This window comes from Xanthobacter autotrophicus (assembly GCF_029991245.1).
Classification (GTDB): Bacteria; Pseudomonadota; Alphaproteobacteria; order Rhizobiales; family Xanthobacteraceae; genus Xanthobacter; species Xanthobacter autotrophicus_C.
Map to the genome: position 1 here is coordinate 1 of NZ_JAIVFO010000010.1, position 11,878 is coordinate 11,878.

11 protein-coding genes are annotated in these 11,878 nt (G+C 68.7%); 9 read left to right on the forward strand and 2 right to left on the reverse strand.

All coding sequences use genetic code 11. The features are described from left to right. Nucleotides 1–459 precede the first annotated feature (459 nt). Nucleotides 460–1,914 carry a cobyric acid synthase gene (locus K9U41_RS03490; protein WP_282639475.1) on the forward strand — a complete coding sequence of 485 codons (1,455 nt, stop codon included), beginning with the start codon at nucleotides 460–462 and terminating at the stop codon, nucleotides 1,912–1,914. Here the strand turns inward: K9U41_RS03490 and cbiB are convergent. Continuing rightward, complete coding sequence (cbiB, locus tag K9U41_RS03495) at nucleotides 1,898–2,869, reverse strand: adenosylcobinamide-phosphate synthase CbiB (protein WP_282639476.1); 972 nt, start codon at nucleotides 2,867–2,869, stop codon at nucleotides 1,898–1,900. The genes K9U41_RS03490 and cbiB overlap by 17 nt on opposite strands. A gap of 400 nt (nucleotides 2,870–3,269) precedes the next feature. On the opposite strand from cbiB, the gene K9U41_RS03500 reads away from it, so the two are divergent. The 4 genes from K9U41_RS03500 (at nucleotide 3,270) to K9U41_RS03515 (ending at nucleotide 7,557) form a co-directional block, all read left to right on the forward strand. Next, on the forward strand, nucleotides 3,270–4,019 hold the full coding sequence (locus tag K9U41_RS03500; RefSeq protein ID WP_282639477.1) for a metallophosphoesterase family protein: 750 nt from the start codon (nucleotides 3,270–3,272) through the stop codon (nucleotides 4,017–4,019). Between the two features lie 344 nt (nucleotides 4,020–4,363). After that, nucleotides 4,364–5,437, forward strand: a complete 1,074-nt coding sequence (locus K9U41_RS03505) for a polysaccharide biosynthesis/export family protein (RefSeq protein ID WP_282639478.1) — start codon at nucleotides 4,364–4,366, stop codon at nucleotides 5,435–5,437. Between the two features lie 372 nt (nucleotides 5,438–5,809). Beyond that, nucleotides 5,810–6,982, forward strand: a complete 1,173-nt coding sequence (locus K9U41_RS03510; RefSeq protein WP_282639479.1) for a vWA domain-containing protein — start codon at nucleotides 5,810–5,812, stop codon at nucleotides 6,980–6,982. Continuing rightward, nucleotides 6,979–7,557 carry a hypothetical protein gene (locus K9U41_RS03515; RefSeq protein WP_282639480.1) on the forward strand — a complete coding sequence of 193 codons (579 nt, stop codon included), beginning with the start codon at nucleotides 6,979–6,981 and terminating at the stop codon, nucleotides 7,555–7,557. The genes K9U41_RS03510 and K9U41_RS03515 overlap by 4 nt, the downstream gene beginning before the upstream one ends. Here the strand turns inward: K9U41_RS03515 and K9U41_RS03520 are convergent. After that, entirely contained in the window at nucleotides 7,543–8,553 is a 1,011-nt protein-coding gene (locus K9U41_RS03520; RefSeq protein WP_282639481.1) for a YcjF family protein, read from the reverse strand. The genes K9U41_RS03515 and K9U41_RS03520 overlap by 15 nt on opposite strands. A 215-nt stretch (nucleotides 8,554–8,768) precedes the next feature. Here K9U41_RS03520 and K9U41_RS03525 point away from each other — a divergent pair, with 215 nt between their 5' ends. The 4 genes from K9U41_RS03525 to K9U41_RS03540 all read left to right on the forward strand — a co-directional run bounded on the left by K9U41_RS03525 (nucleotide 8,769) and on the right by K9U41_RS03540 (nucleotide 11,860). Beyond that, nucleotides 8,769–9,500 (forward strand): cytochrome c biogenesis CcdA family protein, encoded by a 732-nt coding sequence (locus K9U41_RS03525; RefSeq protein WP_282639482.1) that lies wholly within the window; start codon nucleotides 8,769–8,771, stop codon nucleotides 9,498–9,500. A gap of 204 nt (nucleotides 9,501–9,704) precedes the next feature. Then, complete coding sequence (locus K9U41_RS03530; RefSeq protein ID WP_282639483.1) at nucleotides 9,705–10,436, forward strand: metal-dependent hydrolase; 732 nt, start codon at nucleotides 9,705–9,707, stop codon at nucleotides 10,434–10,436. A 195-nt stretch (nucleotides 10,437–10,631) separates the two neighbouring features. Then, nucleotides 10,632–11,141, forward strand: a complete 510-nt coding sequence (gene coaD, locus K9U41_RS03535; protein WP_282639484.1) for a pantetheine-phosphate adenylyltransferase — start codon at nucleotides 10,632–10,634, stop codon at nucleotides 11,139–11,141. 158 nt (nucleotides 11,142–11,299) lie between these two features. Beyond that, nucleotides 11,300–11,860 carry a peptidylprolyl isomerase gene (locus tag K9U41_RS03540; protein WP_282639485.1) on the forward strand — a complete coding sequence of 187 codons (561 nt, stop codon included), beginning with the start codon at nucleotides 11,300–11,302 and terminating at the stop codon, nucleotides 11,858–11,860. Nucleotides 11,861–11,878 lie beyond the last annotated feature (18 nt).

Consider the following 11,878-nt stretch of genomic DNA (forward strand, 5'->3'; position numbering starts at 1 on the left):
CCTTATCGTCGGCAGCGTCAGAGCAGCGTCAGTTGTGTATAAGAGACAGCATCAAGGGCGCGTGGCAGACCGGGGAGCAGGAGGCGTTTGCCGCATTCGGCGATCGCGTGGTCTGGCACACCATGGGCGAGGGCTTCACCTGGGAGACGCAGGACCTTGCCCGCGACCGCGCCGCCGCCGCCCGCGCCTTCGCCAAGGTGCGCGAGCTGATGGCGGACGAGACCATCGCCCTCCTCGTCCTCGACGAGCTGAACATCGCCCTGCGCTACGATTATCTCGACCTGGCCGAGGTGGTCGCCACCCTTTCCGCCCGCCGCCCCGGCCTGCACGTGGTGGTGACGGGGCGCAACGCCAAGCCGGAGATGATCGCGGCGGCCGACCTCGTCACCGAGATGGGGCTGGTGAAGCACCATTTCGCGGCCGGCGTGAAGGCCCAGGCCGGGATCGAGTTCTGAGCCCATGGCACGCGCGCTGATGTTCCAGGGCACCGGGTCGGACGTGGGCAAGTCGCTCCTCGTCGCAGGTCTCGCCCGCGCCTTCACCCTGCGCGGGCTGACGGTGCGCCCGTTCAAGCCGCAGAACATGTCCAACAATGCCGCCGTCACCGCCGATGGCGGCGAGATCGGCCGGGCGCAGGCGCTGCAGGCGCGGGCGGCGCGGGTGCCCCTCAGCGTCCACATGAACCCGGTGCTGCTGAAGCCCCAGGGCGAGACCGGCGCGCAGGTGGTGGTGCAGGGCCGCGTCCACGGCACCGCCAAGGCGGCGGCCTACCAGGGCATGAAGCCGTCGCTGCTGCCGTTCGTGCTGGAGAGCTTCGGCCGCCTCAAGGCCGAGGCCGACCTGGTGCTGGTGGAAGGCGCGGGCAGCGCCTCCGAGGTCAATCTGCGCGCCGGCGACATCGCCAACATGGGCTTTGCCCGCGCGGCGGATGTGCCGGTGGTGGTCATCGGCGACATCGACCGGGGCGGCGTCATCGCCTCCCTGGTGGGGACGAAGACGGTGATCGATCCCGCCGATGCCGCCCTCATCCGCGGCTTCATCGTCAACCGCTTCCGGGGCGACCCGAGCCTGTTTTCCGCCGGCATGGACCTGATCGCCCGCCAGACCGGCTGGGCGGCGCTGGGGCTGGTGCCGCATTTCGGTGAGGCCATCCGCCTGCCGGCGGAGGACGCGCTGGCGCTCGCCGCCCCGCCTGCGGCGAAGCCCGGGGCGCGGATCAGGATCTGCGTGCCCATCCTGCCCCACGTCTCCAATTTCGACGACCTCGACCCGCTGGATGCCGAGCCGGGGGTGGAAGTGCGCCGCATCCGCCCCCACGAGACACTGCCGGTGGATACCGACCTGGTGCTGCTCATCGGCTCGAAGGCCACCATCGCGGACCTCGCGGCGCTCAAGGCCGAGGGGCTCCACCACGACATCCTAGCCTTCGCCCGGCGTGGCGGCCGCGTGATGGGCCTGTGCGGCGGCTACCAGATGCTGGGCGAGACCATCGCCGATCCCGACGGCATCGAGGGCGAGGCGAAGATCGCCCGGGGCCTCGGCCTGCTCAAGGTCCACACCGTGCTGTCGCCGGACAAGCGATTGGTGGAGGTGGAGGGCGTGGCGCAGGGGGAGCCCTTCTCCGGTTACGAGATGCACATGGGCGTCACCACTGGCGCGGATGCGGAGCGGCCCTTCGCCGTGCTCTCCGATGGGCATCCCGATGGCGCCCGGTCCGCGTCGGGTCGGGTGGCGGGCACCTATGTGCACGGGCTGTTCGCCTCTGACGCCTTCCGCGCGGGCCTGCTCTCGGCGCTCGGCGGGGCGCCGTCGCAGGCGGCCTATGAGCAGGGGGTGGAGGAGACGCTGGACCGCCTCGCCGCGCACCTTGCCGCCCATCTCGACCTCGACCTTTTGCTCAGCCTCGCCAGATGAAGGGGGCTGCGGCGCCCGCGAGCACCAGCAGCACCATCAGCGCATCGGCCCGGCGGTAGAGCCGCAGCGCCGCGCGCACGTCCCTTGCCGTCGCCTCTCTTCGCCCGTCGCCCATATAGGCGTCCTCGGTGAAGACGCCGGCATAGACCTTGGGTCCGTTCAGCTTCAGCCCCAGCGCGCCGGCCATGGCGGCTTCCGACCAGCCGGCATTGGGGGAGCGGTGGCGCGGCGCGTCCCGCAGCATGGCAGCGTGGGCGGCGCGGGCATCGGCGCCGGGAGTGAGGGCGGCGGCTGCGATCAGCAGCATGCCGGCGAGGCGCGAGGCGGGCAGGTTCACGTAGTCGTCGGCGCGGGCGGCGGCCCAGCCGAAGGCGGCGTGGCGCTCGGTGAGGTGGCCGATCATGCTGTCGGCGGTGTTAAGGGCCTTGTAGGCGGCCCCACCGGCCAGCCCGCCCACGCACATCCACAATGTGGGCGCCACCACGCCGTCGGAGAAATTCTCGGCGAGGCTCTCGATGGCGGCGCGGGCGACACCGGCTTCATCCAGGGTCTGCGGGTCGCGGCCGACGATATGGCTCACCGCAGTGCGGGCCGCCTCCAGGCTGCCGGTCTCCAGCGCCTCGGCCACCCGAGCCACATGCCAGTGCAGGGAGCGCTGGGCGATCAGCGTCGAGCCGATCAGGCCGAGCACGAGGAGGCCGAAGGGCAGGGGACGCAGCATGGCTTCCAGAATCGCGGCCGGAACGGCGGCCGCGCCGAGGATGACGCCCACCGCCACCACGCCGAGGCCCTTGCGGGTCGTGGCGGTGAGGCCCGGACGGTTCAGGCCGTGGTCGAGGACAACGATCAGCCGGCCGATCCAGATCACCGGATGGCCGACGCGGCGCACCATGGCCGCCGGATAGCCGAGCAGGGCTTCCAGGAGCAGGGCCAGCGCCGTCAGATCGAATGCCATCACCGCTCTCCCCCGAAGCGAAAGAAGCCCCTTGCCGGCGCGTGCAATTGGTCCCGGCCCTGCCGTCGCCCGGTCTGCCTGCGCGACCCGGTGCGCACCTGTCCCCCAAGCGGGGCCCCAAGTGGCTGACGCTCAAACGCCGCGCCGGCTAGACCAATGGCCCATGAGTCCAGCTCATGGGCCATTGGCATTTGAGCCGGATTCACCGCTCCGGTCGAGGTGCTCCCGGTGCGGCCTGACGGCCGGCGGGGACCTTGCCCTTACGCAATTACTCTTTGAGTCTCCATCGTTACCGCAATGCAGCAAAGAGTCTTCGCGGTGCGCGAGAGAGTGTGATAGACTTTCGTCGTGATCATGCCCCATGGGGGGTGTTGCAGGGGGGCGGGCCGCAACCATGGGAATGCTGAAGCTCCGCCCCAAGACCACGACCAAGGGTTCGTTCCGCCCGCCGATGCCAAGCATTCCACCCAACCAGCGGGTCTACGCCGTCGGGGACATCCACGGTCATCTCGATCTGCTGCTGCGGCTGCAGGCGGCGATCGACGAGGACAAGCGCGTCCATCCGGGAGCCGATTGCATCGAGGTCTATCTGGGCGACTACGTGGATCGCGGCCCGAAGTCGGCGGCGGTCATCGACGCGCTGATCAAGCGCCAGGCCAGCCACAAGGCGGTGTGCCTCAGCGGCAACCACGAGGCGGTGATGGTCGAGGCCCTCCTGTCGCGGGAGGCGTTTTCCCGCTGGCTGAGGATCGGCGGGCGCGAGACCGTTGTGTCCTATGTGGGCCACCAGCGCCCCCTGGATGACGGCACGCTCTGGAGCCACTGGCGCGCGTCCATGACGCCGGCGCATGTCGCGTTCCTGCGCGGGCTGTCGAGCTATTTCGTCTGCGGCGACTATCTGTTCGTCCATGCGGGTCTGCGGCCCGGCGTCGCGCTGGAGGACCAGAGCCGCGAGGACATGATGTGGATCCGCCGCGAGTTCCTCGACTGCCCCGACTGGCTCGGCCACTGCGTCGTGCACGGGCATACCCCGACGAAAGAGCCGGAGGTATTACCAAACCGGATCAACATCGATACGGGCGCCTATGCCTCGGGCCACCTGACATGCCTGGTGCTCGAAGGCACCGACTGCTTTCAGATCACGACCTGAGCCTGCCGGCCAGCCGTGCGGCGCGGGAACGACAGGCTCTGATACCTCTCTTATGGAGGTATTATATTGCTAATTTCGTTAGGAAAGCGGCATCCGCCCTTGTTGCTGCGATGCCACATGAGACTCGGAAACGCTTTGATCGGAGACGATTCAACCGGTCGGAGATGGTCCGCTCCCGGACCATCATGGTAGGGATCATCCGCGACGTTGTAAGGGGGTAATAGCCAGTGTTGCTCGTCCGAAAGAGTTGGTTCGACCGCCTTCGCTTCGCAGGCTGCGTCGCCATCGCTGCAGTCCTGGGCGGCTGCAATTTTCTTCCGGCTTCCGGCCCTTACAGCGTAGAGGTGCGTAATCCGCAGACGCAGGACACCGACGGCGTCGGCTACAAGCTGGTGCCCATGACCATCGACGTGGTGCGGGTGCTGTCGACCACTGACGGCGAAGGTCTGGTCGGCACCTTCCGCAATGATCGCAGGCCCATCCCCAACGTGAAGATCGGCATTGGCGACCAGGTCGGCGTATCCATCTTCGAGGCCTCCTCGGGCGGCCTGTTCATTCCCGCTGAAGCCGCCTCGCGCGCCGGCAATTTCGTCGACATCCCTGAGCAGACCGTGGATCCCAGCGGCTTCATCTCGGTGCCCTACGCGGGCCAGGTGAGGGCGGCCGGGCTGATGCCGTCGCAAGTGGAGAAGGAAATCGTCGAGCGCCTGCGCAACCGGGCCATCGAGCCCCAGGCGGTGGTCACGGTGAAGACCCAGCGCTCCAACGCGGTCACCGTCATCGGCGAGGTGCAGACCCCGGTGCGCTTCCCGCTGACCTCCGCCGGCGAGCGCATCCTGGACGCGGTCAGTCGCGGCGGCCTGGCGCAGGCCAAGGGCTACGACCTGCTGGTCACGCTGCAGCGCGGCAACCGCGAGGCGACCATCAGCTTCAACCGCCTGGTCCGCGAGCCGACCAACAACATCTATCTGCAGCCGGACGACACCATCTATGTGTTCAGCCGTCCGCGCACCTTCCTGGCCTTCGGCGCCAGCGGCAGGCAGGGCCAGTTCAACTTCGGCAACGACTCCATCAGCCTGAGCGAGGCCGCGGCCAAGGCCGATGGCCTGCTGGACGGGCAGGCGGACCCGCAGTCCGTGTTCCTGTTCCGGGTCGAGAACCGCACCACGCTGGAGCGCATGGGCGTGGACGTGTCCAATGTGACCGACAAGCGGATCCCGACCATCTACACGGTCAATTTCCGCGAGCCGACCGGCTACCTCATGGCCACCAAGGTGCCCATGCGGGACAAGGACATCATCTATGTCGGCAATGCCGCGTCCGTGGAGCTGACCAAGTTCCTGAACCTGGTGCTGCTCGGGGCCACCGCGGTCCGCGAGATCACGGAAGCCAACGCCAACGTCTATGGCGTGAACTGAGCACTGCCCTTCGGGGCAGCCTCCTTCAGGCAAAGGCCGCGTCCTCCGGGGCGCGGCCTTTCGCGTTCGCGTTCTAGAGCGTTTTCCGTTCGCATCGGCTCACGGCAATCGCCCTAGAGTCTTGTTTTGATGCGTTTTCTTTGCGCGAACCGGTATCCACTTCGCTCGAAAACGCTCTAGCGGCCCGCGCACCAGCCCGGCTTTGCGCGCGGGCACGGCTCTCCGCTATGGTGGAGCGCGCGGCGCGTACGACGCGGCCCACTTGGGTGCGGGACGTGGGTGCGGGACGTGGGCGCTGGGTGTGGGTGCAGGGTGTGGGCGCGGATGAGCCGCGAGGGGCGGGCACAGGGCGCGGAGCGGGGAGAAGCCTGAATGTTCATCGCCTTCTTCGAGGCGCTCAAGGCCTCCGGCGTGCCGGTCTCCGTGCGTGAATACCTCACGCTGATGGAGGCCATGGATCGCGACGTGGCTGGCCGGCAGGTAGATACCTTCTACTATCTTGCCCGCGCCAGCCTGGTGAAGGACGAGCGCCATCTCGACCGCTTCGACCAGGTCTTCGGACGCTGCTTCAAGGGCCTGGAAAGCGCCCTTGGCGAGGAGGGCCATTCCATCCCCGAGGACTGGCTGAGGAAGCTCACCGAGAAGCACCTCACCGAGGAAGAGAAGGCCCAGATCGAGGCGCTGGGCGGGCTCGACAAGCTGCTGGAGACGCTGAAGCAGCGGCTTGAGGAGCAGAAGGGGCGCCACCAGGGCGGCTCCAAATGGATCGGCACCGGCGGCACCTCGCCCTTCGGCGCCTATGGCTACAATCCCGAAGGCGTGCGCATCGGCCAGGACGGCAACCGCAATTTCCGCGCCGTGAAGGTTTGGGACAAGCGCGAGTTCAAGGACCTCGACGACACCGTCGAACTGGGCACCCGCAACATCAAGGTGGCGCTGCGCCGCCTGCGCAAGTTCGCCCGCATCGGCGCGGCGGAGGAACTGGACCTCGACGGCACCATCCGCGAGACCGCCCGTCAGGGCTGGCTCGACGTGCGGCTGCGGCCGGAGCGGCGCAACGCGGTGAAGGTGCTGCTGTTCCTCGACGTGGGCGGCTCCATGGACTGGCACGTGGCCCAGGTGGAGGAGCTGTTCTCCGCCGCCCGCGCCGAGTTCAAGCACCTCGAGCACTTCTATTTCCACAATTGCGTCTATGAGGGCGTGTGGAAATCCAACGTCCGGCGTGCCACCGAGCGCATGCCCCTGTTCGACGTGCTGCACACCTACCCGCACGACTACAAGCTGATCTTCGTCGGCGACGCCTCCATGAGCCCGTATGAAATTACCTATGCCAACGGCTCGGTGGAGCACAACAACGCCGAGCCGGGGAAGGTCTGGCTGGAGCGCCTCACCACCACCTATCCCAAGGCGGCGTGGCTCAATCCGGTGCCGCAGGCCCATTGGGGCTATACGGACTCCATCCGCCTCGTCCGCCACCTCATGGAGGGACGCATGTTCCCGCTCACCGTCGAGGGCATCGACGCCGCCATGCGGGAATTGACGTGAGCGCGGATGCCGGCGCGGCGACCTATGCCTGCTTTCCGCGCCTCGGCGGCACCGGCGTGCGGCTTGAGCTTGCCCCGCCGGTGCTGGAATTCGCGGTTGGTCCCAAGGAGGGGCGCCTGGCGCTGGCCGATGTGACGGCCGTGACCCTGCGCTTCCTGCCGTCCAAGTTCGCCAACCACAGCTTCGAGATCGAACTGACAGGCCGCAACGGCACGCGGTTGAAGACCGGTTCCTCCTCGCGCATCTCGCTCACCGGCGTGCGCGACCAGGGGGCGGATTATGCCGCCTTCGTCCGGGCACTGCATGGCGCGCTCGCGGCGGCGGGCAGCGGCGCGCGCTTCCGCGGCGGCTATGGGCCGTGGCGCTTTGCGCTGATGGTCGCAGTGGGCTTGGCTGGCCTCACGGGGTTGCTCACGGTGCTGGGCTTCGCGCTCATGGAGCGGCAATGGAGCGTCGCGCTGTTCCTCGTCGCCATGGGCGCGTTCGTGGTGTGGCCCACGGCGGAGATGATCTGGCGCAACCGCCCGCTGCGCTATACGCCGGACGCTATTCCGGCGCACCTATTGCCGGCGTGAGGCGGCCGCCTCGTCCTCCTCCGCCTTGCGCAGCAGCCCGCCGGCCACGTCCGCGAGGCGCGGCGCGGGCAGGGCGGTGAAGGGCAGGGGGCGGGTGACGGCGATGGCGGCAAGCCCCAGCCGCGCCGTGAGCAGCCCGTTCACCACTCCCTCGCCGAGGCGGGCGGACAGCCGCGCCGCCAGCCCCTGGCCGACGATCTGCTGCACCAAAGTGTCGCCGGCCGCCATGCCGCCGGTGATGGCGAGATGCCCGAGCACGTGCTTCACCAGCTTGAGCGTGCCAAGCGTGCCGGGCCGCCCGCCATAGAGCTGGGCGAGGCGGCGCATGAGCGTGACGGCGCTGTAGAGCACGAAGGCGAGATCCACCGCCGCCCGCGGCGATACCGCGGTGACCACGGAGACGTTGCGCGCCGCATCCGACACCATCTGCCGGGCGCGGGAATCAAGGCCCGCCAGCAACGTGCGTTCGGACAGGCGCACCAGGTCCGCCCCGTCGATGATGCCGGACATGTGCCCTTCGAGGTCCGTTCGTGCCCGGGTGAGGCTGGGCGTTTCCTCGGACAGGCGCAGCACGTCCCGCACCACGGCTTCGGCGAGGGTTCGGTCGTCCTCGGCCAAAGCTTGTTCGGCGCGGGCGCGGATATCGTCGAGCTTGGTCAGCCGCGCCATGCCGGCCATTTCCCGCGCCACGATGGCGATGACAGCGGCCAGCAGCGCGGCGGTGAAGGCAAGGCCCACATAGCCGAGCCATTCGGCGCGGGCGAACAGGTCGGCGATGAGCTGGCTGAGGCCCACATAGGCCATCAGGCTCAGCACGCCGCCAAGGGCCGACCAGAACAGGCCGGCCAGGGACACCCCCCAGCTGCGGCGCGGCTCCGGGACCGGCACGGGCAGGGGGAAGGCGGGTTCCACCGGCTCCGGCGGCGCCATGGTGATGGCGGCTTCGTCGAGGCGGAAGACCTGCGGCCGGCGGGGGGGCGTGCGCTCGTCGCTCATGCTCTTCAGATGTCCTTGAAGTGGGGCCGGCGCAAGCCCCGACCGGCGCCGGCCGGCGCAGCCGACTGTGCTCACAAGGCGGGGAGCGCGGCGAAGTGTGGCTTGCCCGAACGTCTCCGGCGGCCCATGAGGCAAAGCACCGCGAGATGGTGCGTCGACGGGACGCCCGTCCGACCGTCAACGGACGCGCCACACAGGAGCTGCGACGAAGACCCATGGCCGACGTGACCCTGCCCGCCGCCTTCCTCGCCGGCCTGGTGAGCTTCGTTTCCCCCTGCGTGCTCCCCCTGGTGCCGCCCTATCTGTGCTTCCTCGGCGGCAGCACGCTGGACGACCTCGCCGGCGACGAGCCGGTGAAGGAGGTGGGGCGCCGGGCCATGGTGGGGGCGGTGCTGTTCGTCGCCGGCTTCAGCGTGGTGTTCGTGATGCTGGGGGCAGGGGCCTCGGCCATCGGCGACCTGCTGCGGGCGCATCTGGACGTGCTCTCCATCATCGCCGGACTTACCATCATCGTGATGGGGCTGAACTTCCTCGGCGTGTTCCGCATCCATCTGCTGCACCGCACTGCCCGCGCCCATGTGCATGAGCCCACCGGAATCTGGGGCGCCTTCGTGATGGGGCTGGCCTTCGCCTTCGGCTGGACGCCCTGCCTCGGCCCGGTGCTGGGCGCAATCCTCGCGGTGGCGGGCTCGGAGGCGACGGTCTCCAAGGGCGCGGGGCTGCTCGCCATCTATTCGCTGGGGCTCGGGGTGCCCTTCCTCCTGGCGGCGTTTGCGGTGCGCCCCTTCCTGAAAAGCCTCGTCCACATGCGCAAGGCGCTGCCGGTGGTGGAGAAGGCCATGGGCGCGCTGCTGGTGCTCACCGGCATCGCCTTCATGTCCGGCTGGATCGCCCATGCGAGCTACTGGCTCATCGAGACCTTCCCGGCGCTTTCCACGCTGGGCTAGGCGGCCTGCCGCTTTTTGCCGGCGGGGCGTGGCGAAAGGCCACCTCGCCGTTGCGCCCTGCCGGACCTTCCGGGATACTCCGCGCCCGATCGCATCCAGAGCCGGGTCCGGCTCTGGGCTTCAAGACGGAGACCGTGATCCGGCCCGCCTGCCCTGCAGGCGGACCGGGGCGTGCTCCGCGCAGCCAAAGGGGCGTCCTTTCCCATGAAGATCACCTGGTTCGGCCACGCCGCGTTCCGCCTCGATTTCGCGGACAAGGCGGTGCTCATCGACCCCTTCTTCACCGGCAATCCCAGCTTCAACTCCACGGTGGAGGACGCCTCCCGGGGGGTGACGCACATCCTGCTCACCCACGGCCATTCGGACCATGTGGGCGACACGGTCTCGCTGGTGGAGGATGCCGCCGACGCCAGCCGCACCCTGCCGGTGGTGGCCAATCCGGAGCTGTGCGCCTTCCTTGCCGCCAAGGGCGCGGGCAATGCCGGGCAGATGATGAACACCGGCGGCACGCTGGATTGCGGCGGCTTCACCGTGACCATGGTGCGCGCCGACCATTCCTCGGGCGGCGACGGCAAGCCCTCCGAATATCTCGGCAACCCCACCGGCCTCATCATCCGGGCGCCGGGAGAGCCCACCGTCTGGCACATGGGCGACACCGATATCTTCTCGGACATGGCGCTGATGTGCGAGATCCACCGGCCCAAGGTGGTCTTCATCCCCATCGGCGACCGCTTCACCATGGGTCCCGCCGTGGCGGCGCTGGCGGTGAAGCGCTTCCTGCCGGGGGTCGAGGTGGTGGTGCCGTGCCATTACGGCACCTTCCCCATCCTGGTGCAGGATGCCTCCTACTTCGTGCAGGCCCTGGCGGACCATCCGGTGAAGGTGGTGGTGCCCGGCCCCGGTGGGTCGTTCGACGCCACCATCACGCCGGCATAGGGCGGAGTCCCGTCCGCCCGGCGCATCCGCCTTTGGCGGTTGCGCCGGGCGGTGCGGACGGCTACGGCTTCCGCCCCAACAGGGGCGCCTCTCCAGGCGCCCCATGCCGCCCCAAGAGGTCGCCCGGAGAGGCGCCACCTCTGAGGACCCCGAGGAACGCCCCATGAGGTCAAGCGCGAAGAGGTCGAGCGCAGCATGAGCGCCCACACGCCCCGCACCGCCATCTATGGCGGTTCGTTCGATCCGTTGACCAACGGCCACCTGGACGTGGTGCGCTCCGCCTGCCGGCTCGCCGACCGGCTGGTGCTGGCGGTGGGCATCCATCCCGGCAAGGCGCCGCTCTTCTCGCCCGAGGAGCGGCTGGAAATGCTCACGGCGGTGTGCGGGCCCATCGCGGCGCAGGAGAATGCGACGCTGGAGGCCATCACCTTCGATGACCTGGTCGTCGCCACCGCCCAGCGGCTCGGCGCGACGCTGCTCATCCGGGGCCTGCGCGACGGCACCGACCTCGACTACGAGATGCAGATGGCGGGCATGAACGGCGTGCTCGCCCCCGCCATCCAGACCGTGTTCCTGCCCGCCTCGCCGCGGGTCCGCCCCATCACCGCCACGCTGGTGCGGCAGATCGCGGCCATGGGCGGGGACGTGTCCGCCTTCGTGCCGGCCGAAGTGCTGGCGCGCCTGAAGGACAAGTTCCCGCGCTAGAGCACGCGCCGATCAGCTTGCGAGGCAAGCTGATCGGATAACGCGTTCTCTATCATTAAGTGAGAGGGCGATTCACCGATCAGATTGATCAATCTGATCGGATCGCGCTCGAGAGCACGGTTATTCGCCCCGACAGGGGCCGTTCGCAGGAGATCTTCATGACGCGTCTTTTGGGTCGCTTCCTCGCCGCTGCCCTGCTTGCCTTCGCCGTCGCGTTGCCGGCCCAGGCGCAGACGAAGCCCGACCCGCAGAACACCCTCTTTCTCGAGACGCCCTATGGCCGCGTGGTGATCCAGCTGCGGCCGGACCTTGCGCCCAAGCATGTGGAGCGCATGAAGACGCTGACCCGCGAGGGCTACTACAACAACGTGCCGTTCCATCGCGTCATCGACGGCTTCATGGCCCAGACCGGCGACGGCCAGCGCGGCGACGGCACCGGCGGCTCCAAGTATCCCAACCTGCCGGCGGAGTTTTCTTCCGTGCCGTTCAAGCGCGGCGTGGTGGGCATGGCGCGGGCCTCCTCGCCCGACAGCGCCAACTCCCAGTTCTTCATCATGTTCGACGAAACCCCGAGCCTGAACAACCAGTACACCGTGGTGGGCCAGGTGGTCTCCGGCATGGAGTTCGTGGACAAGATCAAGAAGGGCTCGGGCTCGGGCGGCGTGGTGTCCAACCCCGACCGCATCGTGAAGATGCAGGTGGCGGCGGACGCCAAGTAGTTCAGCCGAGGTGATTTG